Source organism: Dyella sp. NPDC103356, from assembly GCF_055584465.1.
The window spans coordinates 56,259-83,136 of the sequence record NZ_JBVJLZ010000003.1 but is presented as its reverse complement, the minus strand read 5'-3'; the positions used below and the strand labels follow the sequence as shown (position 1 = coordinate 83,136).

Here is a 26,878-nt window from a genome sequence, read left to right as displayed (position 1 = left end):
CTCACGGACGTTGCAGCCCGATGCCACTCACGGGTCAGTTTTTAGATAGTCGCCGGCCATGTGACGCGGGTTGTCCAGTCCCCCGCCGTTACACATTGCACTCACGGACCCATCGCGCTGCTGCTAAGATCGCCGCGCCTCAAGGTGACTGTCGGCAATGGAGCCGGCGGTTGAAACGGGAATTCGGTACGCCCTCGATGGGTCAAGCCGAAGCTGCCCCCGCAACGGTAGGCGAGCAAACGAACCGCAAACAGCCACTGTGCTCGATAGCATGGGAAGGCGCGGCTCGGGAGGGTAGATGCCCTCGCTCGCAAGCCCGGAGACCGGCCTTGGAGGTATCACCGGACAGGCGGCGGGCCTAGTCGGGGCCGCTGCGACTTGCCGGTACCTGCTCTCACGCTCCTGTCCCCATGCCATTGACGCCGCGCGGGTAGGCGCGGTCCAGGGAGCTAACGCTGTGCCAATCCGTTCTTCGACTTTCCGCCGCGCCGTGCTGGCGGCCGCCTTGCTTTCCGTGTTTTCCCCGGCCTTCGCGGACGATGCCGGCACCACCGATCTCAATCAGGTCGTGGTCACCGCGTCGCGCACCGCGCAGACGCAGGACCAGACCCTGGCGCCGGTCACGGTGATCGATCGCGCCGATATCGAGCGTCTGCAGCCGGCGTCGATCGTCGCCTTGCTGCAGGGCACGCCTGGCATCCAGCTATCGAACACCGGTGGCCAGGGCAAGCAGACCTCGGTGTATATGCGCGGTACCAATGCCGATCAGGTGCTGGTGCTGGTCGATGGCGTGAAGATCGGTTCGGCCTCGGCCGGCGTGGCCGCGCTGCAGGACATCCCGCTGGAGCAGATCGAGCGCATCGAAATCGTGCGCGGCCCGTTTTCCAGCCTGTACGGTTCCGAAGCGGTCGGCGGCGTCATCCAGATTTTCACCCGCCGCCCCGATGGCGCGTTCGTGCCGCATGCCAGCTTCGGCGTCGGCACCTACGACACGCTGAAGGGCTCACTGGGTGCGGCCGGCAAGCAGGGCGCCGGCTGGTACTCGATGGAGGTTTCGCACGACCAGACGCATGGCTTCAACGCCTGTCGCGGTCCCGGCGGCTGCTTCACCATCGAGCCGGATAACGACGGCTACAAGAACGACGCACTCACCTTGCAGGGTGGCTACAAGTTCAATGAGCAATGGGATGCCGACGCGCGCTTCTTCGAAGCTCGCGGTCGCAACGAATACGACGGTACTTTCAGCAACAGCGCCAAGACCGAGTCGCAGGTGGCGGGCGGCCGGGTGCATTACAAGCCGTCCGATCGGCTGACGCTGACCCTGGCCCTGGGGCAGAGCAAGGATTTCAGCAGCGATTATCTGGATAACGTCTACGTCGACACGTTCAATACCCGTCGCAAGCTCGGCTCGCTGCAGGCCGATATCAGTGCCGGCGGCGGCCTCTACAGCGTCGGCTTCGACGTGCAGCACGACAACATCCAAGGCAGCACCGAGTATGTCGTCGACCGGCGCACCGATCGCGGCGTCTTCGGCCAGTGGCAGCAGACTTTCGGCAGCCAGCAGTTGCAGGCCAGCGTGCGGCGCGACGATGACACGCAGTTCGGCGGCCGCAATACCGGCTCGCTGCTGTGGGGCTGGGACTTCACCCAGTCGCTGCGCCTGACGGCAAGCTACGGCACGGCGTTCCATGCGCCAACCTTCAACGAGCTGTACTACCCCGACTTCGGCAATGCGGACCTGAAGCCAGAGCGCTCGCGCAGCGGTGAGCTGGGCCTGCGCGGCACGCACGGCTGGGGCGGTTGGTCGTTGAATGCCTACGAGACCAAGATCAGCGACCTTATCGCGTTCACCGGCCCCAATTTCCTGCCGATCAACGTGGACCGCGCACGCATCCGCGGCGTGGAAGCTACAGCTCATACCGAACTGGTCGGCTGGACCGTGCAGGGCACGTTGAACTGGCTCGATCCGCGCGATGAGAGCAACGATTTCGATCACGGCAACCTGTTGCCGCGCCGTGCCAAGCAGACGGCACGTTTCGATCTGGACAAGAAGATCGGTGCGTTCAGCTTCGGCGGCAGCTATTTCGTCTCGGGCAAGCGCTTCGACGATACCGAGAACGACACTCGACTGGGCGGCTATTCGCTGACCGACCTGCGCGTGGCCTATGCGCTGGATCGCGATTGGCGTCTGCAGTTCAGTGCCAACAATATTTTCGACAAGCGTTACGAAACGGCAGCTTTCTTCAATCAGCCACGTCGCAACTACATGTTTACCGTGCGCTGGCAGCCGGCCCAGTAAGCGTCGCAAGTAACACGGCCAAGAGGTAACAGACGGTATGAAAGCACTCTCCCGAACGCATAACGCGATGATCCTGATCTTGCTGGTCGCCTGCATGATCGCTACGCGATTCAAGCATTTTGGAGATGCCATGCATCTGCCCGATGCCTCGATGGCCGTGTTGTTTATCGGCGGCATTTACCTGCGCCGGCACCTGGCGTTTGCCGGCTTTGTTACCTTGGCGGTGCTAGTGGACTGGGTGTCGGTCAGCTATGCCGGCGTGAGCGATTTCTGCGTCACGCCGGCCTATGCGTTCCTGCTGCCGGCCTATGCGGTGCTTTGGTACGGCGGGCGCGCCTGTGGTGCCGGACGTTCGTTCTTCGGCAGCCTGGCGTTCGGCTTTGTGGCGGCATGCTTGTCGTTTGCGATTTCCAACGGCGGTTTCTATTGGCTGGGTGGCCGCTACGCGAACCCGCATGTGGCTGAGTATGTCGCGCGGCTATGGCAGTGGGGGCCGCTGTTCGTACGTACTACCATGGCTTACATCGTTGTAGCTCAGTTAGTTCGCCTTGGGGTTGGTTATCTGGCGAAGGGTGGCGCGCTTGTCGCGACTGAAGTCGCTCCCACAGATAAGCACCCGGGCGGTCACTAATGGGAACCTCTGGTTTCTCTTATCCGTCATCCCGGCGGAGGCCGGGATCCAGTGTCTTGCGCTTCAACGCGCTAAAGACGCTGGGCCCGGCCTTCGCCGGGGCGACGATGAAAACTGAGGTCATTCGAGGTTCCCTTATGTCGAACGTATTGCCAATCAAGCAGACATCCACGCTGTGGATCGTCGGCATCGCGCTGGCGATCCTGATGACCTGCACACGCGGCCAGCATTTTGCCAGCGTGCATGCGCTGCCCAGCGCATCCTGGGCGGTGTTCTTCCTGGCGGGTGCCATGTTGCGACGCTGGTGGGTCTTCGCGTTGTTTTTCGCGCTGGCATCGGTGCTGGATTTTGGCAGCCTCGCTGCCGGCACGATCACCGACTGGTGCCTGAGCCCGGCTTATTGGGTACTGGTGCCGGCCTACGGCACGCTATGGGTATCCGGGTGCTTCTATGCCCGCTGGCATGAACTGCACTGGCGCAGTGTGCCGCGACTGGCTTTGGTGGTGCTGGTATCGGTGCTCTTCACTTATCTCATTTCCGGTGGCGGCTACTACATGCTCTCGGGGCATTACACGCCGACGTTTGCCGGCTTTGTGCCGCGCATCGCGCATTACTACCCGCATTGGCTGGGTGTGACGGCTGGCTACGTGGGCTTTGTGTTCGCGCTGCATGCAGTAATCGTCCTCGCCGCCGAACGCATGGCTGGATCACCGCGGAGCGCACGCGCATGATCGATAAAACCGAACGCGACGCCATGACCGCCGATGAGCGTTATCGCGAACGCATGCAGCGCAAGAAGGAACTGGTCGATCGCAAGATCGCCCGGGCGACCATCGAGCGTGGTGTATTGGTGGTCAATACCGGTAACGGCAAGGGCAAGAGTTCGTCGGGCTTTGGCATGCTGGCGCGCTCGCTGGGACATGGCTTTCGCTGCGGTGTCGTGCAGTTCATCAAGGGCAGCTTTTCGACCGGCGAAGAGGCTTTCTTTCGCCGCTTCGGCGAAGATCTCGATTACCACGTGATGGGCGAAGGATTCACCTGGGAAACCCAGGACAAGGCGCGTGATATCGCCGCGGCACAGGCTGCCTGGGATATCGCCGCGCGCATGCTTGGCGATGCGTCATACGACTTCGTGCTGCTCGACGAGTTGAATATCGCCCTGGTCAAGCAGTACGTCACGCTCGATCAACTGTTGCCGGCACTGGCTGCGCGCCCGCCGAATCAGCATGTCGTCATCACCGGGCGCGGCGCACCCGATGCCTTGATCGAGGTCGCCGACACCGTGACGGAGATGCGCGTGGTCAAGCACGCATTCGAAGCCGGCATCAAGGCGCAAAAAGGTATCGAGCTGTAACTATGAGTGAACATCGTTGCCCGGCCTTGCTGATCTCCGCGCCTGCCTCGGGGCAGGGCAAGACCAGTGTCACCGCGGCGCTGGCGCGTTGGCACCGGCGGCAGGGCCGCCGCGTAAGGGTATTCAAGACCGGCCCGGATTTTCTTGACCCGACCGTGCTGACGCGTGCCAGTGGTTCGCCGGTATACCAGCTCGATCTGTGGATGGGCGGAGAAGAAGACGTGCGTGCGCGGCTTTACGAGGCTGCTGGTGACGCCGACTTGATCCTGATCGAAGGCGTGATGGGGCTTTTTGATGGCAGTGCATCGAGCGCGGATCTCGCGATGAAGCTCGGCATCCCGGTGCTTGCGGTGATCGATGGCTCGGCGATGGCACAGACGTTCGGCGCGATCGCAACGGGCCTGGCGCGTTATCGTCCCGGCCTGCACGTCTATGGCGTCACCGCCAACCGCATCGGCAGCTCGTATCACGCGCAGTTGCTGGCCGAAAGCCTGCCGCCCGATCTCACCTGGCTGGGTGCGTTGCCGCGCGATCCCGCGCTGATGCTGCCCGAACGTCATCTCGGTCTGGTGGCTGCGGGTGAGCAGGGCGATATCGAGGCACGTCTGGATGCGTTGGCGGATGCCTGGGCAACGTATGCGAAGGAAGTACTGCCTGCGCCGGTGGGTTTCCCTGCCACCCATCGTTCGCCTTCGCCGCGCTTGCTGGAAGGAAAGCGCATTGCTGTAGCGCATGATGCGGCGTTTTGTTTTCTCTATCCGGCCAATCTCGATGTGCTGCGCGAGGGTGGTGCGGAGCTGGTGTTCTTCTCACCGATCGCGGGTGAGTCGCTGCCGGCGTGCGATGCGGTGTGGCTGCCGGGCGGCTATCCGGAATTGCATCTGGCGGCGCTCGCGCGTCACGTGAGGCTTCGCGATGCGTTGCATGCTCATGTCGAAGACGGCAAGCCGCTGCTCACCGAATGTGGCGGCATGTTGTATGCGCTCGATACCTTGACCGATCGCGATGGCGTGACCTATCCCATGGCCGGCCTGCTGCAAGGCCATGCGGTCATGCAGGCGCGCCTGAGCGGCCTGGGCATGCAATCGGTCGAGTTGCCCGAAGGGACACTGCGTGGACATACCTTCCATTACGCCAAGGCGGAGATCACCACGTCGCCGTTGGCGTTGACGGTCAACCCGGATAAAGGCCCCAGTCGCGAGGGTGTGTATCGGCGCCAACGCATGACCGCGAGTTTCATGCACCTTTATTTTCCTTCCGATCCCGCCGCGGCCATGCGTTTGTTCCTGCCATGATCGCGCTGGCCATGCTGGTTGCGGTGCTCCTGGATCTTGCGCTGGGCGAGCCGCGACGCCTGCATCCGCTGGTGCTGTTCGGTCGGCTGGCGACCTTCAACGAACATGCGCTATATGGCGACGGCCGCTTCAAGGGCATCGCTGCATGGTGTGCATCGGTCTTGCCGCCGGTGCTGCTGACTTGGCTGATCGCGCATTTTTTGGTGATGTATTCGCCCTGGGCCTGCTCGGCCTTTGGTGCGCTGCTGCTGTATCTGGCGATCGGCTATCGCAGTCTTGCCGAACATGCCCGTCCAGTTGCGCAGGCGCTGTACGACGGTGACCTGCACGCAGCACGCGCTGCCGTGTCGCGTATTGTCAGCCGCGACACCGGTGCGCTCGATGAAACGCAGGTGGCCGCGGCGGCGACGGAGTCGGTCCTGGAAAACGGTGCGGATGCGGTCTTTGCCGCCCTGTTCTGGTTTGCCTTGCTTGGCGCGCCTGGCGTGGTGCTTTATCGCCTGTCCAATACGCTGGATGCGATGTGGGGTTATCGCACGCCGCGCTATGAAAATTTCGGCTGGGCGGCAGCGCGCATCGACGATGTGCTGAATTTCATTCCAGCTCGACTGACCGCAGCGACATACGCGCTATGCGGTGACGCGAGTCGTGCATGGCGATGCTGGCGCAAACAGGCGCCGGCCTGGGACAGCCCGAACGCCGGTCCAGTGATGGCTGCGGGTGCCGGCGCATTGCGCGTGCGCCTGGGCGGACCCGCGCCCTATCACGGTGTCATGGAAGAACGTCCCCGTCTGGGCGAAGGCGAGCCTGCATCGGCGGCGTCGATCCAGGCAGCGTTGCTATTGGTGAGTCGCGGTTTGGTGTTGTGGTTGCTGGTTGCGCTGTTGTGGGCGCTGGCCGGCCAAGGAGGCACGCATGCTTGAACACGGTGGACGGCTACTGCAGGCCTCCAGGACCTACAACATTCCTTTGTCCGACTGGCTGGATCTTTCCACTGGCGTGAGCCCTTACGCGTGGCCGGTGCCGCCAATCCCGCCGCTGGCGTGGCAGCGCCTGCCCGATGACGATGACGGGCTGATCGACGTCGCGCGCGATTATTACGAAGCGACCTCCCTGTTGCCTTTGGCCGGTTCGCAGGCCGCCATCCAGTGCTTGCCGATGCTGCGCGCGACGACCAACGTCGGTGTGCTTGCCCCCGGTTATGCAGAGCATGCACATGCCTGGCGACGCCAGGGGCATCGCGTCACCTTGGCATCGGCACGCGACTTGATCGCGCACGCCGATCACTTCGACGTGATCGTACTGATGCATCCGAACAATCCGGCGGGCGATCGCTTCACCGTCGACGAGTTGCTGGCGCTGCACGCGTCGCTGGCGGCACGCGGCGGTTGGCTGATTGTCGACGAGGCATTTATCGACGCGACCCCCGAGCACAGTTTGTGTCCCTATACCGGCCGCGAAGGCTTGATCGTGCTTCGCTCGGTGGGCAAGTTTTTCGGCATGGCCGGCGCACGTGCCGGGTTTGCGTTTGCGACCACGCCTTTGCTCGATGCGCTGCGCGAACGACTGGGGCCCTGGACGTTGAGTGGGCCCACGCGTCATGTACTCAAGCTCGCCCTGGCCGACGATGTCTGGCAGGCCGGTGCCGGCGATCGTCTGCATCGCGAAAGCCAGCGCCTGGCGCGCTTGTTGACCAGGCACGGCTTGCCGCCAACCGCGGGCACGGCTTTCTTTCAGTGGTGCTGCGATACGCGCGCATTGAACTTGCATTGGCAGCTGGCGCAACGCGGGGTTTTCACACGCTGGTTCGAGACGCCGCAGAGCCTGCGTTTTGGATTGCCGGGTGACGATGCGGCCTTTGAGCGGCTGGATCGCACCCTCGCCGAGGTGCTTGCGTGAACGCGCGGGTGCTGATGGTGCAGGGCTGTACCTCCGATGCGGGCAAGAGCACGGTGGTCGCCGCCCTGTGCCGTTGGCTCCATCGACGCGGCGTGGCAGTGGCGCCATTCAAACCGCAGAACATGGCGCTCAACTCCGCGGTCACCGTCGATGGCGGCGAGATCGGACGCGCGCAAGCGGTGCAGGCGCAGGCGGCCGGCTTGACGCCGCATACCGATTTCAACCCGGTGCTGCTCAAGCCGAATTCGGATACGGGCGCACAGGTCATCGTCAACGGCCACGCCGTGGCGAACATGGATGCACGCGGTTATCACGAGTACAAGCGCATCGCGATGGATGCAGTGCTTGCCGCTCACGCGCGGCTGCTGCAGCGCTATGACGCGCTTATCGTCGAAGGCGCCGGGAGCCCGGCCGAGATCAATCTGCGCGATCGCGATATCGCCAATATGGGCTACGCCGAGGCGGTGGACTGCCCGGTCATTCTCGTTGCCGATATCGATCGCGGCGGTGTATTTGCGCATCTGGTCGGCACGTTGGCTCTGTTGTCGCCGAGCGAGCAGCAGCGCGTCGCTGGCTTCGTGATCAATCGCTTTCGTGGCGACATCGCATTGCTGCAACCGGGGCTGGATTGGCTGGAGCGGGAAACCGGCAAACCGGTGCTGGGCGTGTTGCCGTACCTGCATGGCCTGCAACTGGAGGCTGAGGATGCGATGCCGCGCGAACGCGTGCCCAACGCCATGGCGCGTTTGCGCGTGGCCGTGCCCGCCTTGCCGCGCATCAGCAATCACACCGATTTCGACGCGCTGCGTGCGCATCCGCAGATCGACTTTCGCTTTGTGGGGCCGGGCGAGGCGTGGCCGTCCTGCGATCTGATCGTGCTGCCCGGCTCCAAATCCACGCGGGCCGATCTGGCCTGGCTGCGTGCGCAAGGCTGGGACACGGCCATCGCTCGTCACCTGCGCTACGGCGGCAAACTCATCGGCATCTGCGGCGGGCTGCAGATGCTTGGGCGTGCCGTGCACGACCCACATGGTATCGAGGGCGAGGCCGGCTCCAGCGATGGGCTGGGTTGGCTCGACCTGGAGACGACGCTGGAGCCCGGCAAGCAATTGCGTCAGGTCAGCGGAAGCCTGGCGTTGGACGATGCCACGGTGCGCGGCTATGAAATCCATTGCGGCATCAGCAGCGGTCCCGACCTGCAGCGGCCATCGAGCCGGCTGGAGGATGGCCGTGTCGATGGCGCGATATCGGACGATGGCCAGGTGCTGGGGAGCTACCTGCATGGCCTGTTCGACGCTCCCGAGGCGCAGGCGGCGTTGTTGCGATGGGCCGGCGTGCAGGACGCGGTAGCGGTGGATATGGCCGCCGAGCGCGAGGCAAGCCTCGATCGCCTGGCCGATACCATCGACGCCCATATGGATACGGCCGCATTATCGCGTCTGCTGGGCCTGGAGACCGCCGCATGACCTCACCTGTTTTGATACTTGGCGGTGCCCGCTCCGGCAAGAGTGCGCTGGCCGAGCGCCTGGCCACCGCGTCGGGCCGCGAGGTGGTGTACGTCGCCACGGGGCAGGCCGGCGACGGTGAAATGGCGGCGCGTATCGCCCATCATCGGGCGCAGCGGCCAGCGCATTGGCTGACCATTGAAGAACCGGTGAAGTTGGCCGATAAGCTTGGCGACCATGCGCGCGAGGATCGCTGTTTGCTGGTGGATTGCCTGACCCTGTGGCTGACGAACCTGCTTTGCGACCCCGATCCGGGTTGCTTCGAGCGCGAGCGCGCCGCCTTGCTCGAGCGTCTGCCGCGGCTGCCGGGCGAACTGTTGCTGGTGAGCAACGAAGTAGGCCTGGGCATCGTGCCGATGGGGGAGTTGAGCCGCCGTTTTGTCGACGAGGCCGGCCGCCTGCATCAGGCTATCGCTGCGCTGTGCCCGCGTGTCTTGTTTGTAGCGGCGGGTTTGCCGCTGGTATTGAAGGCCCCCGCCCTGGAAGGAAACGTGCCGTGAATATGTACTGGTTACAGCAGCCCGCCGCGGCATGGAACGAGGTCGCGGCGGCGGCTGCGACCGAACGCCAGTCGCAACTGACCAAGCCGCCGGGTTCCCTGGGCGAGCTGGAGCGACTGGCCATCCGGCTGGCCGGCATGCAGGGCGTGGTCAAGCCGCGCGTCGACCAGGTCTGGATCAGTATTTTCGCGGGCGATCACGGCGTCGTTGCCGAAGGTGTCTCCGCGTTTCCGCAGGCCGTTACCGGGCAGATGATCCTCAACTTCGCCGCTGGCGGTGCCGCGATCAGCGTGCTGGCACGCGAGCTCGGCGCCACGCTTGAGGTGGTCAACCTGGGTACGGTGAACGATCCGGGCGAGCACGCGGGTGTGCGTCGCGCGTTCATCGCGCCGCAGACGGGCAATTTCTGCGATGGCCCGGCCATGACCGAGGCGCAGTTCGCCCAGGCGCTGGCCGCGGGCGCACAGAGCGTGCAGCTGGCAAAACAGGCCGGCGCACAGTTGTTTATCGGCGGCGAGATGGGCATCGGCAATACCGCCGTTGCCACTGCGCTTGCGTGTGCCTTGCTGGACGAGTCGCCGGTGAATCTCACGGGTGCCGGTACCGGTCTTGATGCGGCCGGCATCACGCGCAAGGCAGCCGTCATCGAGCGCGCCCTGCAGCGCCATGGCGATCTGCGCGATCCGCTGGCGATATTGCGCTGCCTGGGCGGCTTCGAAGTGGCTGCACTCGCTGGCGCGTACATTGCGGCGGCCCAGGCGGGCATGCCGGTTTTGGTGGACGGTTTCATCAGTACCGCGGCGGCGCTTGCGGCAACGCGCATCCATCCGGGCGTGCGCGAGTGGATGCTGTTTGCGCATCGCTCGCATGAGCGCGGCCATGCGCGTCTGCTCGACGCTTTGCAAGCCTCGCCCTTACTTGATCTCGGTCTGCGTTTGGGCGAGGGAAGCGGGGCGGCCACGGCAGTGCCCTTGCTGCGGCTTGCCTGCGCACTGCACGGCGGTATGGCGACGTTTGCCGAAGCCGGGGTGGCGGACGCATGACCGGATCGATCGAGCTGCTGCGGCATGGCGATACCGGTCAGCGCAGTTACCGGGGGCAGCTCGATGACAGCCTGAGCGCGGTCGGCTGGGCTCAGCTGCGCGAAGCGGTGATGGGACGGGAGTGGGATACCGTGGTGTCCTCGACCTTGCGCCGTTGTGCCGACTTTGCTGCCGAGCTCTGCGCCACCCGGCATCTGCCGCTGCGCCTCGACGCGCGGTTGGCCGAGTATCACTTCGGACATTGGCAGGGCGTACCGATCGAGCAACTGGCCGAGCGGCAGAGCGACGCCTTGGGCCGCTTCTGGCGCGACCCGGTGCGGTATCCGCCGCCGGGCGCCGAGCCGTTCGAAGCGTTCCGTCAACGCTTGAGCGAGGCGCTCGATACCATCAGCTACGGCGCGTCGGGCCGGCGCGTGCTGGTGGTGACGCATGGCGGCGCGATCCGCCTGTTGCGTTGTGTGGCCGAGTCGCGCGATTTCGGCGAGATGGCCAGTATCGATGTGCCGCATGCCTCGCTGCACCCCTTGGTGTGGCCAGCGCGATGATTCGCGCGCTGCTCGTCGCGCTGGGGTTTCTTACCCGCGTGCCGGTGCCGTCCAGGGTCTTCGACGACACTCGCGCGACCCGTCAGTCGCTGGCCTGGTACCCGGCCGTCGGTGCCGTGATCGGAATCGTGCTGTGGTTGCTGGCGCAGCTGCTGCACGCATGGCCTCCCTTGTTGTCCGCTGCGGTGATCCTGATTGTCTGGATCGGCCTCACCGGTGCCTTGCACCTGGATGGGCTGGCCGACAGCGCCGACGCGTGGATCGGTGGCATCGGCAGTCGCGAACGCACCCTGGAGATCATGAAGGATCCCCGTTGCGGACCGGCTGGCGTGGTCGCGCTGGTGGCCGTGCTCTTGCTCAAATTCGCCGCGTTGGCGAGTGCTCCGATCAGTGGCGGCATGGCCTTGTTGTTGGCTCCGGTACTTGCCCGCGCCGCGTTGACCCTGGCGTTTGTCACGACGCCGTACGCACGCGCCCAGGGTCTGGGTTCGGCCTTGCGCGACGCACCGCGCAGTGCGTGCTGGCTCGGTATCGTTGCGGCAGCGGTAGTCGCCCTTTGCTTGGGCACGCGCGGGCTGGTGGCGCTGATCGCCGCCGCGGTCCTGTTTGCCTTGTGGCGCCATGCCTGCATGCGCCGCCTGGGCGGTTTCACCGGCGACACCTGCGGTGCCCTGGCGGAAATCATCGAAGCCGTGGTACTGGTGGCCCTGGCCGCTACGGCCTGACGTCCCCGGCATTTCATTTTTCCCCCACTCGAACGTCCTATATCAAGACCGGGGCCATGGCTGGCTGTCGCGCAACAGGAGACGAACGCGAGCGGTTTATCGATATGCAGCCTAGACACCATGGATAAACCAAACGAGGGCGACGACGCGAACGAAGGAAACCCCAGGGCCGGACGGCATCACGAGCACATTCGTGCGTTGTACGAGGAACACCATCGCGCGCTGGTCGCGTTCCTGCACAGCCGGCTCAGCTCCAGCGCCGATGCGCAGGAGGTAGCACAGGAGGTGTACGTGAGGTTGCTCGCGCTGGACGACATCTCGCATGTCGATTCGCCCAAGGCTTTCCTGTTTCGCATTGCCGCCAACCTGTCGCTCGACCACCTGCGCAAGCGCGCGGTACGGGCGGCTGCGCCAGTCGACCCGGACGACAACGACTGGCATGTCACATCCGTCCCGGAGCAGCACGCTTCGGCTGTTCAACAATGGAAAGTCGTGCAGCAGGCCTTGCGCGAACTTCCCGCCAAAACCAGCAGGGCGTTTGTCATGCATGTCATCGAAGGACGCGATTTCAGCGTGATCGCCCAATCCATGAAACTCAGTGAGCGCATGGTGCGCTACCACGTTGGCAATGCCATGGCGTATTGCCGCGAACGTATCGAAGCGGAGGTGCCTTAAATGGTGACCATAAAGCCGGGCGCCGATGACGGGCTGACCCGTACCGCTGCCGAGTGGTGGACGCGTCTGCGCGAGCCGGAGCCCTCGCCGCAGACCATCGAGCAGTGGCAGGCATGGCTGGAGGCCGATCCACGTCATGCTCAGGCGTTCGAGCAGGTTTGCCTGCTGGGCGAGAGCCTGCATGCGGCCGATGCGTCGACGCGTGCCTCGCTTCAGCAGGCGTTTGCGCCCATCGAGCGGCGGCGGTCGCGCTGGTTGGCGGGCCTGGCTATCGCGGCCAGCCTGGTCATCGCCGCGCTGGGTTGGCGTATGGCCGCACAGGGTGGTTTTGGCGATGGCGCCGACCTGCAGCGTTATGCCAGCGACGTAGGCCAGAACCGGGATATCCGGCTATCGGATGGCTCGACCATTGAACTGGGCGCGGCATCCAGCCTGACCGCCCGCTATGCCAAAGGGCAGCGCGCGATCGAGCTGAGCGCCGGCGAGGCGTTTTTTACCGTGTCGCATGAGCGCGACCGCCCCTTCGTGGTGGCTGCCGGCCCGGTGGAGATCGAGGATCTGGGGACGGCCTTCAATGTGCGCCGTACGGGCCAGCAGGTGACCGTGGCGGTGACCCAGGGCCGGGTCCGGGTGCAGGCGCCGGCGGACAAGAAACAGCCCGGCATGGAGCTGGTGGCGGGGCAACAGGCGAGCTACGACCCTCGCCGCGGGGTGTTCAGCATGTCCTCGGTCGCGGTCGACCATGTGGCTGTCTGGCGGGACAACCGGCTGGAGTTCGTCAACGAGCCGCTGTCGACGGTCATCGCCAACGTCAACCGCTACAGCCGCCGTCCCGTTCAGATTGCAGACCCCCGGCTGGGCGAACTGACGTTCACAGGCACGGTCAAGATCAATACCATTGACAGCTGGATCGGCGCCTTACCCCGGGTTTTCCCAATGCAGGTAAGCTCGTTCGCCGACCATGTGGTGCTGACCAGCTCGGTGCGGTAGAGCGATTGAACGGGACGGAAGGGTAGCGATGAACAAAGGGGGAGCGGTTTGCCGCCACACGATCAGCACGCGGTGACGATGTTTGGACGGGGCGCGTCGCGCAGGTTGCGGTGACGGCCCGGCGAAAGAACAACGGTCTTAAGCGACTCGCGCTGCAAGGCGCGGGCGGTGTGCTGGTGTTGTCTCTTTTTGTGGCTGCCGATACCCGCGCCGAGCCGGCGGTGAGTCGTTCGATGCAGGCGTTGGTGACCTTTTCGATTCCCGCGCAACCCTTGTCCACGGCGCTGATGTCGTTGGGCAAGCAGGCAAACGTGCAGGTGCTCACTGCCAGCGACTCGATTGCCGGCCTGCGCTGCGATGGTGCCTCGGGCACGCTCACCGTGCAGGCCGCACTGGCAAAACTGCTGGCGGGCACCAATCTCGAATACGAAACCTTTGACGCCCAGACCGTCGTCGTGCGGCAGCGATCGTTCGTGCCGGCGATGTCGTTCGAAAGCCAGCTGGTCGGTGCCGAACCGAGCATTCCCATCGTAACGTCGTTGTCCGCAATCCGCGTGCCGGGCGTGGCCTTGGGCGACTTTGGCTACAAGGCCGATAGCACCCGCGGCGCAACGCGTACCGACACCAGCCTGGCCGATATTCCGCAGTCGGTCAGCATCGTCACGCGTGACCTGATCGATTCGCAGCAGGCGATCAACGTATCCGACGTGGTGCGCAATATCGCCGGCGTCAACTATGTCGACGGCTTCGGCGGCCCGCCGCTGTTTCGCATCCGCGGCTTCAACGTCGGCAACGGCATGACCGACGGCCTGCCCAACGGCGTGGCGCGCATCGAAGATCTGCCGCCGCTTATCGGCATCGAACGCGTTGAAGTATTGAAAGGGCCCGAGGCGATCCTGGGCGAGTCGTCGGTCGACAACAATTTCGGCGGCTCGGTCAACATCGTGATGAAGCAGCCGCAGGCCGAACCGGTACGCGAATTGAGTTTTTCATTGGGCCAGTACGACGGCGCGCGCGCGGGTGTCGACTTCGCCGGTCCGCTCGATGCACGCGGTGTCTGGACTTACCGCTGGATCGCCTCGGCCAACTATGCCGACCGCACGGCGCAGGGGTACCGCGGTCAACGTAGCGGTTACGTGGCGCCCTCGATCGCATGGCAGAACGATGCGACGCGCGTGACATTCGGCCTGGAATACGTCAACAACCGCATTCCGGTGACCGACCACTCGGTGCTGTTGGGCGATTCGCTCGATACGGCAGTACCCTTCGGTATTCTGACGGGCAATGCGAGCGATCATGCAGTGTTTCGCACGATGCGCGCGGTGTACAGCGTCGAGCAGAAGCTGGGTGACGATTGGAAGTTCGAAAGTCGCGGCCAATATGTGGATCAACGCAACAGCGGACAGGACTGGTCGTTCGCCGATGCGGATCTGGCCGGCTACGCGAACGCATCGGCTCAATTGTTCAACTATTCCGATGCGTTCTACACCCTGCAGAATGACCTTTCGGGGAGTTTCAGCCAGGGTGACCTCACGCATCATGTCGTGCTCGGCGTTGACTATGCGAGAACGCGCGCGGGTACGGGCGACGATCAGGGTGTGCTGACCGTCAGCCGCCCGATCGAAGTCAATGTGTTCTCGAATATGGCCTTACCCTCGGCGCGTACGCAAAGCGTAGACGCGGGCATCGGTGTGGTGCAGACATTAGGCGGCGCCTGGTCGACCAATACCGGCGTGTTCCTGCAGGACCAGATCGCCATCGGCGAGCAGTGGGATGTGTTGGCGGCGGTACGACGCACGACCTACGACCTTTCCACCCGCACCGACGGTGCAGCAACGCAGAAGCTGCGCAAATCCAGATGGGTGCCGAAGCTGGGCGTGGTCTACAAGCCGCTGCGCAATGTTTCGCTTTATGCGTCTACGGCCACCGGTTTTCAGGCCGACTCGTTGATCGGCGAGACCGGTCAACCTTTGCCGCCCTCGGTGTCGCGCCAGATCGAGGCTGGCGCCAAGATCGACCTGTTCGATCAGCGCGCCCGCCTCACCACGGCGTGGTACCGGATCAAGCTCGATCACAGCGTCGACCTGGTGTCCCCTGATCCGCCGTTTTTCGCGATCCCCGGACCGGGACAGACCAATCACGGCATCGAAACGGAGTTCACCGGGCAGATCACCCGTGGCCTGGATGTCACGGCGAGTTTCACCGACGCACGCATCCATAACGACGACAACAGCATCGTTACCGGTTCGCCGCAGCGGCAAGGCAGCTTCTGGGCGAGTTATCGATTCCAGCGCGAAAGCCTGCAAGGCTGGGGCGTGGCCGGCGGCATCTTTGCGCGCAGCCGCAGCGTGGGTAGAACCAGTGGCGACCTGGCGTATTTCAATATCCCGGGCCAGGCAAGCGTCGAGGCCAATGTGTCCTATAGCGCTGCGCATTGGCGCGCGACCTTGGGCGTGAAGAATCTTTTTGCGCGCACGCTGTACGCGGTCAACTTCGATCAGACCTTTGTGCCGATCCGCGAAGGTCGCGTGTTTCTGTTGAGCGGCGTTTACGATCTCTAGCATTACGCGCGTGCCATGGCGCCGAACGCTGCTGGGCGATGGGTCACCTCGATCGTCGTTGTGCGTGTTTGCTCCACCGTTCCATGCGGATATCCGTCGAAGGCACGTACAAGCAGCGCGCAGGCTTCGCGACGAAAAGCTTCGCGGCGTTGCTCGAGCAGGCGGCGGCGTTGCGATGTCGCCTGTGGGTAGAGCGGCTCGTCCAATGGCATGTCATAGCAACCCGCTTCGGTAAGCAGGCCGCCATGGGCTTGCAGGAAGCTGTCATCGTTCGATACGGGGCCGCGAGAGATGCGTGCCGTCCGCGCCACCGCGCGGATCTCTTCGATGCCATGGCAATGTGCGAGTGCGCGAACCAACGACAGCAACAGATCCTTCGGATGCAGGCCGCAACTACCGCGAACGAACTCACGCGTCGACTCTTCGGCCATATACGACCACGCACCCTGGATCGAGCCGATCAGCAGGCCCTGTGCCCCGGCGAACGTCACCACGCAAGAAGCCAGCGCCTCTTTGTATTCGTTCAACAGGTAGATGCCCAGCTCGCCGGCGTTTCCGTCGACCGGTTTGCGCAGATGCAGATACGCTGGCACGGCGTTTTCCAGGCGTAGCATGGCCACGCGTACGTCGTGGCCCTTGATGATGCGTTCGCGCATGCGCTTGGGGAATCGGCTCGACAGGAAGTCGTAGTGCGCGTCGATGATGCACAGTCGTTCGTGGGCACCGAAGTGGCGGCTGATGTAGGGGCGGTGCCAGCGATCGTAGAGCTTGGGGTCGGCTTCGGCGGCGCGACGTAATGCTTCGGAGCCCTGCAGGTATTCGAGCCAGCGTACCTGTTGGGGGAAGTGGCGTAGCCAGCGGTACAGGCGCACCTCGGAGTGAAGCGGGCTGCCTGTGCGGCCGGCGCGCCATGCGCGGAGCCAGAGTGCATAGGTGGCTTTAGCTTCGCCGATCATGGTGTGACTCGCGTGGTAGGACTCTAGCTATGACGCGCGAGAGTGGGAATTTTGAAATGGGTCCGGGAAAGGCTTTCCTCTTTAGGCAATATTTTGCGAAGACAAGACCGCCCATCGCATTAAGTGGCCTCGTCAGTGCATAAAATGCAGCCGGTTCTTTTGGAAATCATCTGAGGTTTTGGCAAGGTGCGGTTCTGGCAGGAATGACAACGCGCCGGATTGATTCGATCGCATGGATGCTCATGTTGCTGGCACTGTCGTTGCCATTTCAGATGTCGTTGGCAACGGTTGTGCTTTTCGCCAAGCCTGCGACAGTTAAAATATTCGTTGCTCCGACCGTGCGGGAGCAGGAAGGGCCGTAAGACAAGTCTGCCTCTGGAAGCAAAGATGAAGATATGCTTTGTCGTGCCGACTATAAAATTCGATGTCTCCACACCCTTGTCCAGCCCGCTGGGTGGTGTCGAATCGTCAGTAAGCTATCTCGCGCATGCACTCGCGCGCCGAGGGCATGCGATTTACTTGCTCAGTCACAACGATAATCCGGGCATGCAGCTCGGTTGTCATTGCCTTAATATATGGGACCATTGGGAGAGGGCATATTTTGACGGGGAGGACTTCGATGTTGTCGTTCTTGTCCATCGTCTGGAATTCATGCTCCCACTTTCTCGCGAGCTCTTGACGAGCGGCACGCCGATCGTATTTTGGTGTCATCTCGGTGCGGATCGGCCCGAATTGCAAAGTCTTATGGATCGGGAGCTGGTTGGCCGTATTTCGGCACTTGTGTGCGTGTCCCATCATCAGAAAGATGGCTTGCAGAAAGCATTCCCCTTGCAGGAAAAGTTATCGGTTGTTATCCGCAATGGACTTACGCCGAGCTTTGTGGGCTTGTTCGAGTCGGCGCAGGCGCTCAGGTCGCAAAAGGGAAATGCGGATGTCATTGCTTATACGAGCATTCCATCTCGGGGCCTGGATGTGCTTATTGACATCATGGAGAGTCTTCCAAGTTCCATTTCGCTGACGTCTTATTCTGGTATGGCCGTCTATCGCGAAAATGACGATGATCACATGCCGCTGTTTGAGCGCGCGCGCGGTCTGCCCAATGTAGAGCTGGTCGGCCCGCTTCCACAGCCAGTGCTGGCTGATCGTCTAAGGAGCGCGTCTTTCTTTGTCTATCCTTGCACGATGGCGGAAACGTTTTGCATTGCCGCTATGGAGGCGATGGCGGCCGGCCTGGAGCTGATTGTTACAGATCGTGGCGCATTGCCTGAGACTTGTGGGGGATTTCCGGCCTACGTTTCCTACCAATGGCTCGATTCGGATTCAGTGGCGGCCAAACAATATTTTCGCGAGGTGTTGCTGGCTAAGCTGGCTGAGAAAAAGGCCGACATGGATGGCTGGGCCGAGAAACAATTCCAGCAAGCTGTGGCCGTTTCTACAAGCTCCCGTTGGGAGCTTCGTGCGGCCGAATGGGAGCACATGTTGACACAATTGATCCGGAGATAACGGCCGGAACTTGCGTCGTGTTTATAACGGCCAGGGTACTGTCCTGGCCGTTTTTCTGAGCTTTATGGAACGCTTGCGATGACTATGAAACAAAGGTCTCACCAGCGATATGCCACCTTCCCGTACACATACGCGCCGTCAAACCCGAACGGTGAAAACACCGAGTAAGGCAGCGATCCACCATTGTCGTTCGCTGCAATCACCCGATCCGGGTAGGTGTTGAATACGTTGTCTCCGCCGACGGTAAAGGTCCAGCGGTCCACGTTGTAACTCACGGCCAGATCCAGCAGCCATTTTGCGCCGAAGGTCTGATCCAGCGATGCGGTGGTGGAGTTGTACGACACGAAGCTGCCGTAGCGGGTCAGGGTGCCGTTGAGGCTCCAGTGGCCTACGTTGTACATCTCGTTGAGGATCAACTTGCTGCGTGGCGTGGTGTCGGCGAGCAGGCCGAACTGGTCGCGGCGGTCGATGCGCTTGAGGTTGAGGCCGAGGGCGTTGAGCGCGGCGGGATTGGGTTTGACGTCGGTGACTTTGTTCTTGTTGTAGTTGTAGCTAAGGGTCGAGGTGAGGCTGCCTGCGTCGCCGAAGTCCGAGCGCCAGCTCGTCACCAGGTCGACGCCGCGCGTGCGCGTGTCGACTGCGTTGGTGAAATACGAGATGCCGCTGTAGTTGATGCCGGTGACGCCGTTGGCGGCAAGATAGGCCTGAACGGCGGGCGAGGTGGTGGCCAGGTTGCTCGATAGCGTGATGCGATTGTTGATCTTGATCTGGTACAGATCGACGCTGATGTTCAGCGGATCGAGCGGATTCCAGACCATGCCGAAGGTGTAGTTATGCGATTTCTCCGGCTTGAGTTTTTGTCCGCCGAGCAACTGGCCCACTTGGCTGGTCGCCGAGACCAGGCTGGTGTTGTAGATGCCTGACGGCAGGCCGAGCGAATTGCCCTGGCCGAAGAACAGCGATGAGGTCGATGAGTAGAACTGCTGTGCCAGCGACGGTGCGCGGAACCCGGTCGACGCGCTGGCGCGCAGCGCAAAGCGATCGGTGAAATCGAAACGGCCGGCCAGCGAGCCGGAGGTGGTGTTGCCAAAATCGTTGTAATCCTCGTGCCGTACCGCCAGTGATGTGCCCAGGCGATCGGTGAGATTGGTTTCCAGGCTCAAATATTCGGCGACATCGTGGCGGCTATACGAGCCGGCGTTGGCGGGTTGGAATCCCGCAAAGCCTTGCGCGCCACCGGCAACGCCGGACGTGCCGACATACCACGATGGCGCATCGCCCGCATCCAGCCGGTAAGTCTGGCGCAGGTACTCCGCGCCGAACGCCAGCGTGACCGGATTGGGTAGCCAGCCGACCGACAGTTCCTTGGCGATATCCACGTCGAAGGCTTGCTGGCCCGCGGCGAGAATGCCGTCGTGGAATTGCGTCGGGCTGGAGCCGAAATCATGCAGCCACGCACGGTTGACGCTGTTGAGTGTCTCGTAGGAAACACGGTTGCCGCCGTAGTTGGCGCTCACGTCCCAGCGCCAGCCGCCGGATGTCTTGCCGCGCAAACCGAGCACCAGCGACTGGTCGATCGAGTCGGAATTTTCCAGCGGCAGGTAACCGTTGGGATAGATCGACGGTACGGAGTTCGCATTGGCCAGGCTGCGGAAAAACGCCGGCGACGTACTGTCGCGATGACCGTAATGCCCGAATGCGTAGAACTGCACGCCGAGGGTGATGTCGTACTGCGCGTTGAGCAGCACGTTCTGGTCTTTCACGGCAGGGTCGCCGTAGCGTTGCGTGACGCCTTCGAATGCGCGTGCGCGAGTGACGCCGGCGCGGTTGGTGTAATCCTGATTGCCGTCCTGCACGGTCAGGCGCAGCCAGCCCTTGTCGTTGTTGAGCGGAATGCCGAAGTTGGCCGAGCCTTGCCACTGCCGGCCGTCGCCGGCGGAGTACTGGCCGCCGGTGACGTCCACCGAGCCGCCCTGCGCGCCCTTTTTCAGCACTACGTTGATCACGCCGGCAATAGCGTCCGAGCCGTACTGGGCCGATGCACCGTCGCGCAGCACTTCTATATGGTCGATCGCGGCGATCGGGATCGTATTGAGGTCTACCGCCTGCGAGCCGCGGCCCAATACGCCGTTGGTGAGCAGGATCGCGCCCGGGTGCCAGCGCTTGCCGTCGACCAGCACCAGCACCTGATCGGGCGAAAGGCCGCGAAGCTGGGCGGGGCGCTGCGAATCGGCGGTGTCGGCTGCGGCCGGGCGAGGGAAGGTCAATGAAGGAATGATGCGCGCCAAGGCGGTCGACAGCTCGCTGGTGCCGGTTTGCTGGAGCACCTGGCTGGAGACGACGTCGATCGGCGTGAGCGAACTGCTTTCGGTGCGGTTGTCGGCGCGGGTGCCGGTGACGATGACCGTGCCGAGATTCTTGGCTTTGTCGGTGCTCGGCGGATTGTTGTTGGCGTCTTGGGCGACCGCGTGGGTGCCCAGCGCCAGCAGGGCGATGCCGATCAGTGCCGGCAGTTTCTTTTGCTTATGAACGTACATACGTGTGAAAACTCCCCGGGGGTTTGGTGCGTTGCAGCAGGTCATGCAGGCTAGAGCTCCAAGTCCTTGCGAGTCAATGATAGACGTCTAGACGTCTATATGACGTATCCTTCTAACCATATGCCCCATGGCTGCCGTATTCCGCCGGAAAGGCCGCCCGGCCGGGTCCCAAGGAGCCCGGGACATTGAAATTCGCCCCGCGGCCCAGATAATGGGCGGCTGGCCACCCTGTCCGAAGCGGCGGCCGATGGATCGATCCGGAGTCACCATGCCCATCTATGAATTCGAATGCTGCGCCTGCGGTCACCGTTTTGACCGCCTGCAGAAGCTTTCCGACCCCGATCCGGAGGCCTGTCCGACCTGCGGCGCGCCTCGCGTACAGCGCCTGATCAGCGCCCCGTCGTTCCGCCTGTCGGGCAGTGGCTGGTACGAGACCGACTTCAAGAAGGACGGCGACAAGAAGCGAAACCTGGCCGGTGACGCGGCGGCACCCGCCGCCAGTCCGGCGCCCGCTCCCGCCCCGGCGCCAGCCCCCAGCAGCTCGTCGAGCGACTGATTCCCCAAGCTGAATCGCAACATTCTGCGGGGGTGGCGACGGTATTTCCGACCCGCCCGGTTGTCGCTACCTTGGCGCCACCAACCACAGCAGGGAAGTCCGGCGTGAAAGCGACCATGAAAATTGTTCTGATGGCCATCTGTATGCTGGCGGCAGCCGCGGGAATCACGCCGCGCGACGCCCAGGCCCAGCGCTATGGTGGCCGCAATGACGAGGTGTACTGCGCCAGCAACGACGGGCGGGGCACCCGCTGCCAGATGCCCTGGCGCGACTCGGTACTGTCCCAGCAGATGTCGCAGGCCGGCTGTATCGAAGGCCGTACCTGGGGGAGCGACCCCTACAGCGTATGGATCAAGGATGGCTGCCGCGGCAACTTCCGCGATGCGCGTGGTGGCTACGGCGGTGGCCGACCGGGTTATGGTGGCGGCGGCGACCGTGGTCCGGGCCGCGAAATCTACTGCGCCAGCAACGATAGCCGCGGCGCGCGCTGCCAGATGCCCTGGCGTTACTCTGAGTTGTCCCGCCAGATGTCCAGCGCCAGCTGTATCGAAGGCCGTACCTGGGGCAGCGACCCCAACAGCGTATGGGTGAAGGACGGCTGCCGCGGTCAGTTTGTCGAAGCGCGTGGCGGACGTCCGCGCTGGTAACAGCCTCGTTCCACATTTGATGAAAGTGACCCATCAGCCCCGGCCCATGCCGGGGCTGATGCGTTTGTAGCTGCACGACCGGGGCCGTCGCATCGCCTCGTGTGACGGCGGGTGCTACCATTGCCGGCCTTTATTCGTCATTTTTCGGCACTTGCCGGGAGCTTCAAGCGCATGCGCACGCATTACTGCGGCCTCATCGATGAGTCGCTGGTTGGTCAGACTGTTACCCTGTGTGGTTGGGTAAATACGCTTCGCCTGCAGAGCCATGTGGCCTTCGTCGATCTGCGCGATCACGAGGGCATTGCCCAGATTGTGGTCGAGCGCGATAACGCCGATGCGTTCGCGATCGCCGGCGAGATCGGTTACGAGTACTGCCTGCGCGTCACCGGCACCATCCGCAAGCGTCTGTCGGCCAACGACAAGCTCAAGACCGGCACGGTCGAGCTGCTGGCCGAGAAGGTCGAGATTCTCAATGCCGCGAAGGACCTGCCGTTCGCGCTGCACGAGAGCCCGAACGAAGACATGCGGATGACCTACCGCTACCTTGATATGCGCCGCCCCGAGATGCAGAAGATGATGCGCACGCGCATCAAGCTGGTGCAGGCCCTGCGTCGCTATCTGGACGCGCGCGGCTTCCAGGACATCGAGACGCCGATCCTGACCAAGGCAACCCCGGAAGGCGCGCGCGACTATCTCGTGCCCAGTCGCGTCCATCCCGGCCAGTTCTATGCGTTGCCGCAGTCGCCGCAGCTGTTCAAGCAGATCCTGATGATGGCCGGTTTCGACCGCTACTATCAGATCGCCCGTTGCTTCCGCGACGAGGACCTGCGCGCCGACCGCCAGCCGGAATTCACCCAGCTCGACCTCGAGTTCGCGTTCGTCGAAGAAAAGGACGTGCAGGATTTCGTCGAGGCCTTGATCCGCCATGTTTTCAAGGAGGTGCAGGGTGTCGAACTCGACGCCACCTTCCCCCGCATGACCTGGGCCGAGGCCATGCGCCGTTTCGGTTCGGACAAGCCGGATCTGCGCATCGCGCTGGAGCTGGTCGACGTCGCCGATGCGCTCAAGCACGTCGAGTTCAAGGTGTTCGCCGAGCCGGCCAACGATCCGGCCGGTCGTGTCGCTGCGCTGCGCCTGCCGGGCGGGGCGACGCTGACGCGCAAGGAAATCGACCAGCTCACCGAATACGTGGCCAAGTACGGCGCCAAGGGCCTGGCCTGGCTGCGCGTGGACGACCTGTCCAAGGGGCGCGAAGGCATCAATTCGCCGGTGGCGAAGTTCCTCGACGACAACGCGCTGAACGCCTTGCTCAAGGCGACCGATGCGCAGAGTGGCGACATGGTGTTTGTTGGCGCCGGCAAGTGGAAGACGGTTACCGATTTCATGGGCGCGCTGCGTCTGAAGGTCGGCAAGGACCGTGGCCTGGTCGACAGCAGCTGGAAACCGCTGTGGGTCACCGACTTCCCGATGTTCGAGTACGACGAGGAAGAAAAGCGTTTCGTCGCGCTGCATCACCCCTTTACCGCGCCCAAGGTCGACGACATCGGCGATCTGCGCGCGCATGCCGCCACCGCGGTGAGCCGCGGTTACGACATGGTGCTCAACGGCAACGAGATCGGCGGTGGCTCGATCCGTATCCATCGTCCGGAAATGCAGAGTGCGGTGTTCGAGCTGCTGGGCATCGGCGCGGAAGAGGCCGAGGCGAAGTTCGGCTTCCTGCTCAAGGCCTTGAAGTTCGGCGCTCCGCCGCATGGCGGCCTGGCGTTCGGCATCGACCGCATTGCGGCGCTGATGGCGGGTACCGAGTCGATCCGCGACGTGATTGCCTTCCCCAAGACCACCAGCGCACAGGATCTGATGACCGATGCGCCGTCGGCGGTGTCGGAGCCGCAATTGAAGGAATTGCACGTGCGCACGGTGGTCACAGAGTAAGCCTCGTCACGATTACCGCTCATACCTGCGGCTATCCTGAGGGCCTCTCGATCACCAGCCAGCCCATGTCCGATCACGTCATCTTGCTGCATGGCCTATGGATGCGCGGTTTCGCGCTGGCCATGCTGCATCGCCGCCTGATGGAGGCGGGGTTTCGCGTGCATCGCTTCGACTATATGAGCGTCGCCAGCCAGCAGCAGCGTGTGCTGGGACGGCTGCACGACTTGATGCGGGAGCTGTCGCCACCCGCCCGGACGGTGCATCTGGTCGGTCACAGCCTGGGCGGTTTGCTCGCCTTGCGCGCCTGCACACCGGACGAAAACCTGCCTTCCGGGCGGATCGTCTGCATGGGTTCACCGGTCATGGGCAGCTCTGCGGCGCGACGGCTGGCCGGCATGGGGCGTGGCGGCGAGGCGATGCTGGGGCAGAACCGCGCCCTGCTGGAAAACGGCCTGGAGCAATGGATCGGCCAGCGCGAGGTCGGCATGATTGCCGGCTGCATGCCGATCGGGCTGGGTGCGATGCTGGGCCCCATTCCCGGCGAACACGATGGCACCGTGGCCGTCGCTGAAACCCGGTTGCCTGGTCTCACCGATCATTGTCTGGTCGAGGCAAATCACACCGGACTGCTGTTTTCACCCGTGGTTGCCCGGCAGGTGACGCATTTTCTGCGCGAAGGGCAATTCGAGGCGGGGATCGGCAGGCGCTAAGGCATAATGTCGCACCCTGGGGTCACCCAGCTATTTCTCAACCTGTGACGAACGGCTAAAATTCGCCGCTTGTCCGCTCACCGCTGCAGGAATTGTCATGGGTAGAGGCCCGTCCATCGAAGGTCGCAAGAACGCCGAAGACGCCAAGCGCGCCAAGGTGTTCACCAAATTGATCCGCGAGATAACGGTGGCGACGCGCGCCGGTGTGCCTGACCCGTCTTCCAACCCGCGCCTGCGTGCGGCCGTGGACAAGGCCTTGTCGGCCAATATGACCAAGGACACCATCGAGCGTGCGATCAAGCGCGGCTCGGGTGCCGATGGCGGCGCTGCGATGGAAGAGCTGCGTTACGAGGGCTATGGCCCGGGTGGCATTGCGCTGATCATCGACTGTTTCACCGACAACCAGACCCGTACCGTGGCCGATGTGCGTGCCGTGCTGAACAAGAACGGCGGCAACCTGGGCACGACCAATTCAGTGGCCTTCCAGTTCACCCGTTGCGGCGAGCTGGTATTTGCCACCGGCGGTGACGAGGCCAAGGAAGAAAAGGTGCTCGATGCCGCGCTCGATGCCGGTGCCGATGACGTCATCAATGAAAATGGCGAAAGCACGGTGATCTGCGCGCCGGAAAACTTCGAGTCGGTGCAGCATGCGCTGATCGAGGCCGGCCTGCATGCCGAGCATGCAGGTGTCACCATGCGGCCAAATAACCGCGTGGCCGTGACGTCGGAAAACGTCGAGGCGCTGCAGACCCTGATCGACAAGCTCGACGCGCTGGACGACGTCAGCGAGGTCTCGCACAACGCCGCCCTGCCGGCCGGGGTCCACGCTTAAGCCGTAACGGGTTTTCCCCGCTTACGCGCCTACGCCTACCGTCATGACCCGCATCATCGGCATCGATCCGGGTAGCCAGCGCACCGGCGTGGGCATCATCGATGTAGATGATGCCGGCCGGCTGTCACATGTTTTTCATACAGCGCTTGCCGTTTCCGGCGAGGCCACCTTTCCGCTGCGGCTCAAACGCATCTTCGACGAACTCTGTGACATCATCGCCGCGCATCAGCCGGCCGAATGCGGGATCGAACGCGTGTTCATGGCGCGAAATCCCGATTCGGCACTGAAGCTGGGGCAGGCGAGGGGGGCCGCGATCTGCGCGGTGGCGAGCCGAGGCATTGAAGTGCACGAATACGCGGCAACCGAAGTTAAACAAGCCGTGGTCGGTAGCGGCCGTGGCGACAAAACCCAGGTGCAGCACATGATGGGTGTCCTGCTTGGCCTCAAGGGCCCGTTGCAGGCCGACGCCGCCGACGCGCTCGCCGTTGCCGTCGCGCATGCGCATACGCGTTCCAGCATCGCTCGCGTCGGCATTCCCCGTACGGCTTGGAGAAGGCGTCGATGATCGGCCGACTACGCGGCATCCTGGTATCCAAACAGCCGCCGTGGCTGATGATCGAAGTGGGGGGCGTGGGCTACGAGCTCGAAGCGCCGATGTCGACCATCTACGACCTGCCGCAGACCGGCAAGGAAGTGACCCTGTTGACGCATTACGCGGTCAAGGAAGACAGCGTCGCGCTCTACGGCTTTCTGCACGAATCCGAGCGCGCGCTGTTCCGCAACCTGCAGAAGGTGAGCGGCATCGGCGCGAAGATTTCGCTGGCGGTGCTGTCGGGCGTATCGACTGCCGAATTCGCACGGTTGGTGCAGACCGGCGATGTCGTCGCACTCACCAAGATTCCGGGCATCGGCAAGAAGACTGCCGAGCGCATCGTGGTGGAACTGCGCGATCGCGTCGATGGCTTGACCACCGGCATCACCGGCCTGGGCACGAAGACACCGGGCCTGCCGCTCGATCCTGCCGCCGAAGCTACGGTGGCATTGCAGCAGTTGGGCTACAAGCCGGCTGAAGTCACGCGTTTGGTGCAGAAGGTTGCCGCCGAGGGCGACAGCGCCGAATCGATCATTCGCAAGGCGCTACGCGCCGCTCTCGGGAGTTAGAGACGTGGGTCATCACATTAAC

The 26,878-nt window shown here is 63.3% G+C and carries 25 protein-coding genes and 1 riboswitch; of the genes, 23 read left to right on the top strand and 2 right to left on the bottom strand.

Going from position 1 to position 26,878, the window contains the following annotated elements; translation table 11 throughout:
- Positions 1-126: 126 nt before the first annotated feature.
- A riboswitch (cobalamin riboswitch) is annotated at positions 127-346 on the top strand.
- Between the two features lie 111 nt (positions 347-457).
- The 15 genes from btuB to ACZ6WW_RS07270 all read left to right on the top strand — a co-directional run bounded on the left by btuB (position 458) and on the right by ACZ6WW_RS07270 (position 16,022).
- Complete coding sequence (gene btuB, locus ACZ6WW_RS07340) at positions 458-2,299, top strand: TonB-dependent vitamin B12 receptor (protein WP_465273628.1); 1,842 nt, start codon at positions 458-460, stop codon at positions 2,297-2,299.
- A 37-nt stretch (positions 2,300-2,336) separates the two neighbouring features.
- Complete coding sequence (locus tag ACZ6WW_RS07335; protein WP_465273627.1) at positions 2,337-2,930, top strand: hypothetical protein; 594 nt, start codon at positions 2,337-2,339, stop codon at positions 2,928-2,930.
- A gap of 137 nt (positions 2,931-3,067) precedes the next feature.
- On the top strand, positions 3,068-3,661 hold the full coding sequence (locus ACZ6WW_RS07330; RefSeq protein WP_465273626.1) for a hypothetical protein: 594 nt from the start codon (positions 3,068-3,070) through the stop codon (positions 3,659-3,661).
- 23 nt (positions 3,662-3,684) lie between these two features.
- Entirely contained in the window at positions 3,685-4,284 is a 600-nt protein-coding gene (gene cobO, locus ACZ6WW_RS07325) for a cob(I)yrinic acid a,c-diamide adenosyltransferase (protein ID WP_465274039.1), read from the top strand.
- Between the two features lie 2 nt (positions 4,285-4,286).
- Complete coding sequence (locus ACZ6WW_RS07320) at positions 4,287-5,579, top strand: cobyrinate a,c-diamide synthase (protein WP_465273625.1); 1,293 nt, start codon at positions 4,287-4,289, stop codon at positions 5,577-5,579.
- Positions 5,576-6,502, top strand: coding sequence for an adenosylcobinamide-phosphate synthase CbiB (cbiB, locus tag ACZ6WW_RS07315; RefSeq protein ID WP_465273624.1), 927 nt, complete (start codon positions 5,576-5,578; stop codon positions 6,500-6,502). The genes ACZ6WW_RS07320 and cbiB overlap by 4 nt, the downstream gene beginning before the upstream one ends.
- Positions 6,495-7,478 carry a threonine-phosphate decarboxylase CobD gene (cobD, locus tag ACZ6WW_RS07310; protein WP_465273623.1) on the top strand — a complete coding sequence of 328 codons (984 nt, stop codon included), beginning with the start codon at positions 6,495-6,497 and terminating at the stop codon, positions 7,476-7,478. The genes cbiB and cobD overlap by 8 nt, the downstream gene beginning before the upstream one ends.
- On the top strand, positions 7,475-8,944 hold the full coding sequence (locus tag ACZ6WW_RS07305; RefSeq protein ID WP_465273622.1) for a cobyric acid synthase: 1,470 nt from the start codon (positions 7,475-7,477) through the stop codon (positions 8,942-8,944). The genes cobD and ACZ6WW_RS07305 overlap by 4 nt, the downstream gene beginning before the upstream one ends.
- A complete protein-coding gene (gene cobU, locus ACZ6WW_RS07300; protein ID WP_465273621.1) occupies positions 8,941-9,483 on the top strand; it encodes a bifunctional adenosylcobinamide kinase/adenosylcobinamide-phosphate guanylyltransferase in 543 nt (180 codons plus the stop codon). The genes ACZ6WW_RS07305 and cobU overlap by 4 nt, the downstream gene beginning before the upstream one ends.
- 2 nt (positions 9,484-9,485) lie before the next feature.
- Complete coding sequence (gene cobT / locus ACZ6WW_RS07295) at positions 9,486-10,526, top strand: nicotinate-nucleotide--dimethylbenzimidazole phosphoribosyltransferase (protein WP_465274038.1); 1,041 nt, start codon at positions 9,486-9,488, stop codon at positions 10,524-10,526.
- Positions 10,523-11,071 carry a histidine phosphatase family protein gene (locus tag ACZ6WW_RS07290; protein WP_465273620.1) on the top strand — a complete coding sequence of 183 codons (549 nt, stop codon included), beginning with the start codon at positions 10,523-10,525 and terminating at the stop codon, positions 11,069-11,071. The genes cobT and ACZ6WW_RS07290 overlap by 4 nt, the downstream gene beginning before the upstream one ends.
- A complete protein-coding gene (locus ACZ6WW_RS07285) occupies positions 11,068-11,796 on the top strand; it encodes an adenosylcobinamide-GDP ribazoletransferase (RefSeq protein ID WP_465273619.1) in 729 nt (242 codons plus the stop codon). Before ACZ6WW_RS07290 ends, ACZ6WW_RS07285 begins: the two co-directional genes overlap by 4 nt.
- Before the next feature lie 120 nt (positions 11,797-11,916).
- Positions 11,917-12,471: an RNA polymerase sigma factor gene (locus tag ACZ6WW_RS07280; protein ID WP_465273618.1), complete on the top strand. Its 555-nt coding sequence runs from the start codon at positions 11,917-11,919 to the stop codon at positions 12,469-12,471.
- Positions 12,472-13,461 carry a FecR family protein gene (locus tag ACZ6WW_RS07275; protein ID WP_465273617.1) on the top strand — a complete coding sequence of 330 codons (990 nt, stop codon included), beginning with the start codon at positions 12,472-12,474 and terminating at the stop codon, positions 13,459-13,461.
- Between the two features lie 110 nt (positions 13,462-13,571).
- On the top strand, positions 13,572-16,022 hold the full coding sequence (locus ACZ6WW_RS07270; protein ID WP_465273616.1) for a TonB-dependent siderophore receptor: 2,451 nt from the start codon (positions 13,572-13,574) through the stop codon (positions 16,020-16,022).
- Positions 16,023-16,024: 2 nt separating this feature from the next.
- On the opposite strand, the gene ACZ6WW_RS07265 is transcribed toward ACZ6WW_RS07270, so the two are convergent.
- Entirely contained in the window at positions 16,025-16,978 is a 954-nt protein-coding gene (locus tag ACZ6WW_RS07265; RefSeq protein ID WP_465273615.1) for a DUF535 family protein, read from the bottom strand.
- A gap of 387 nt (positions 16,979-17,365) precedes the next feature.
- Here ACZ6WW_RS07265 and ACZ6WW_RS07260 point away from each other — a divergent pair, with 387 nt between their 5' ends.
- Positions 17,366-18,481 (top strand): glycosyltransferase family 4 protein, encoded by a 1,116-nt coding sequence (locus ACZ6WW_RS07260; RefSeq protein ID WP_465273614.1) that lies wholly within the window; start codon positions 17,366-17,368, stop codon positions 18,479-18,481.
- A 98-nt stretch (positions 18,482-18,579) separates the two neighbouring features.
- On the opposite strand, the gene ACZ6WW_RS07255 is transcribed toward ACZ6WW_RS07260, so the two are convergent.
- Entirely contained in the window at positions 18,580-21,018 is a 2,439-nt protein-coding gene (locus ACZ6WW_RS07255) for a TonB-dependent receptor plug domain-containing protein (protein WP_465273613.1), read from the bottom strand.
- A 268-nt stretch (positions 21,019-21,286) separates the two neighbouring features.
- Here ACZ6WW_RS07255 and ACZ6WW_RS07250 point away from each other — a divergent pair, with 268 nt between their 5' ends.
- The 7 genes from ACZ6WW_RS07250 to ruvA all read left to right on the top strand — a co-directional run bounded on the left by ACZ6WW_RS07250 (position 21,287) and on the right by ruvA (position 26,856).
- Positions 21,287-21,574 (top strand): FmdB family zinc ribbon protein, encoded by a 288-nt coding sequence (locus ACZ6WW_RS07250; RefSeq protein WP_281850207.1) that lies wholly within the window; start codon positions 21,287-21,289, stop codon positions 21,572-21,574.
- A gap of 116 nt (positions 21,575-21,690) precedes the next feature.
- Complete coding sequence (locus tag ACZ6WW_RS07245) at positions 21,691-22,221, top strand: DUF3011 domain-containing protein (RefSeq protein ID WP_465273612.1); 531 nt, start codon at positions 21,691-21,693, stop codon at positions 22,219-22,221.
- A gap of 171 nt (positions 22,222-22,392) precedes the next feature.
- A complete protein-coding gene (aspS, locus tag ACZ6WW_RS07240) occupies positions 22,393-24,153 on the top strand; it encodes an aspartate--tRNA ligase (RefSeq protein WP_465273611.1) in 1,761 nt (586 codons plus the stop codon).
- A gap of 65 nt (positions 24,154-24,218) precedes the next feature.
- Positions 24,219-24,863 carry an alpha/beta fold hydrolase gene (locus ACZ6WW_RS07235; protein WP_465273610.1) on the top strand — a complete coding sequence of 215 codons (645 nt, stop codon included), beginning with the start codon at positions 24,219-24,221 and terminating at the stop codon, positions 24,861-24,863.
- 97 nt (positions 24,864-24,960) lie between these two features.
- Positions 24,961-25,695, top strand: coding sequence for a YebC/PmpR family DNA-binding transcriptional regulator (locus ACZ6WW_RS07230; RefSeq protein WP_465273609.1), 735 nt, complete (start codon positions 24,961-24,963; stop codon positions 25,693-25,695).
- A gap of 43 nt (positions 25,696-25,738) precedes the next feature.
- The gene (gene ruvC / locus ACZ6WW_RS07225) at positions 25,739-26,260 is read left to right on the top strand and encodes a crossover junction endodeoxyribonuclease RuvC (protein ID WP_281850202.1); all 522 of its coding nucleotides are present in this window, start codon (positions 25,739-25,741) and stop codon (positions 26,258-26,260) included.
- A complete protein-coding gene (gene ruvA, locus ACZ6WW_RS07220; protein ID WP_281850201.1) occupies positions 26,257-26,856 on the top strand; it encodes a Holliday junction branch migration protein RuvA in 600 nt (199 codons plus the stop codon). Before ruvC ends, ruvA begins: the two co-directional genes overlap by 4 nt.
- The last annotated feature ends 22 nt before the right edge of the window (positions 26,857-26,878 follow it).

Coding starts and splice junctions, on each gene's coding strand:
- ACZ6WW_RS07320 (WP_465273625.1), top strand. CDS start 4,287: ATGAGTGAACATCGTTGCCCGGCCTTGCTGATCTCCGCGCCTGCCTCG.
- ACZ6WW_RS07280 (WP_465273618.1), top strand. CDS start 11,917: ATGGATAAACCAAACGAGGGCGACGACGCGAACGAAGGAAACCCCAGG.
- ACZ6WW_RS07250 (WP_281850207.1), top strand. CDS start 21,287: ATGCCCATCTATGAATTCGAATGCTGCGCCTGCGGTCACCGTTTTGAC.
- ACZ6WW_RS07290 (WP_465273620.1), top strand. CDS start 10,523: ATGACCGGATCGATCGAGCTGCTGCGGCATGGCGATACCGGTCAGCGC.
- ACZ6WW_RS07335 (WP_465273627.1), top strand. CDS start 2,337: ATGAAAGCACTCTCCCGAACGCATAACGCGATGATCCTGATCTTGCTG.
- aspS (WP_465273611.1), top strand. CDS start 22,393: ATGCGCACGCATTACTGCGGCCTCATCGATGAGTCGCTGGTTGGTCAG.
- ACZ6WW_RS07285 (WP_465273619.1), top strand. CDS start 11,068: ATGATTCGCGCGCTGCTCGTCGCGCTGGGGTTTCTTACCCGCGTGCCG.
- ACZ6WW_RS07260 (WP_465273614.1), top strand. CDS start 17,366: ATGAAGATATGCTTTGTCGTGCCGACTATAAAATTCGATGTCTCCACA.
- ACZ6WW_RS07275 (WP_465273617.1), top strand. CDS start 12,472: ATGGTGACCATAAAGCCGGGCGCCGATGACGGGCTGACCCGTACCGCT.
- ACZ6WW_RS07265 (WP_465273615.1), bottom strand. CDS start 16,978: ATGATCGGCGAAGCTAAAGCCACCTATGCACTCTGGCTCCGCGCATGG.
- cobT (WP_465274038.1), top strand. CDS start 9,486: ATGTACTGGTTACAGCAGCCCGCCGCGGCATGGAACGAGGTCGCGGCG.
- cobU (WP_465273621.1), top strand. CDS start 8,941: ATGACCTCACCTGTTTTGATACTTGGCGGTGCCCGCTCCGGCAAGAGT.
- cobO (WP_465274039.1), top strand. CDS start 3,685: ATGACCGCCGATGAGCGTTATCGCGAACGCATGCAGCGCAAGAAGGAA.
- ruvA (WP_281850201.1), top strand. CDS start 26,257: ATGATCGGCCGACTACGCGGCATCCTGGTATCCAAACAGCCGCCGTGG.
- cbiB (WP_465273624.1), top strand. CDS start 5,576: ATGATCGCGCTGGCCATGCTGGTTGCGGTGCTCCTGGATCTTGCGCTG.
- ACZ6WW_RS07330 (WP_465273626.1), top strand. CDS start 3,068: ATGTCGAACGTATTGCCAATCAAGCAGACATCCACGCTGTGGATCGTC.
- cobD (WP_465273623.1), top strand. CDS start 6,495: ATGCTTGAACACGGTGGACGGCTACTGCAGGCCTCCAGGACCTACAAC.
- ACZ6WW_RS07230 (WP_465273609.1), top strand. CDS start 24,961: ATGGGTAGAGGCCCGTCCATCGAAGGTCGCAAGAACGCCGAAGACGCC.
- ACZ6WW_RS07235 (WP_465273610.1), top strand. CDS start 24,219: ATGTCCGATCACGTCATCTTGCTGCATGGCCTATGGATGCGCGGTTTC.
- ACZ6WW_RS07255 (WP_465273613.1), bottom strand. CDS start 21,018: ATGTACGTTCATAAGCAAAAGAAACTGCCGGCACTGATCGGCATCGCC.
- ruvC (WP_281850202.1), top strand. CDS start 25,739: ATGACCCGCATCATCGGCATCGATCCGGGTAGCCAGCGCACCGGCGTG.
- ACZ6WW_RS07245 (WP_465273612.1), top strand. CDS start 21,691: ATGAAAATTGTTCTGATGGCCATCTGTATGCTGGCGGCAGCCGCGGGA.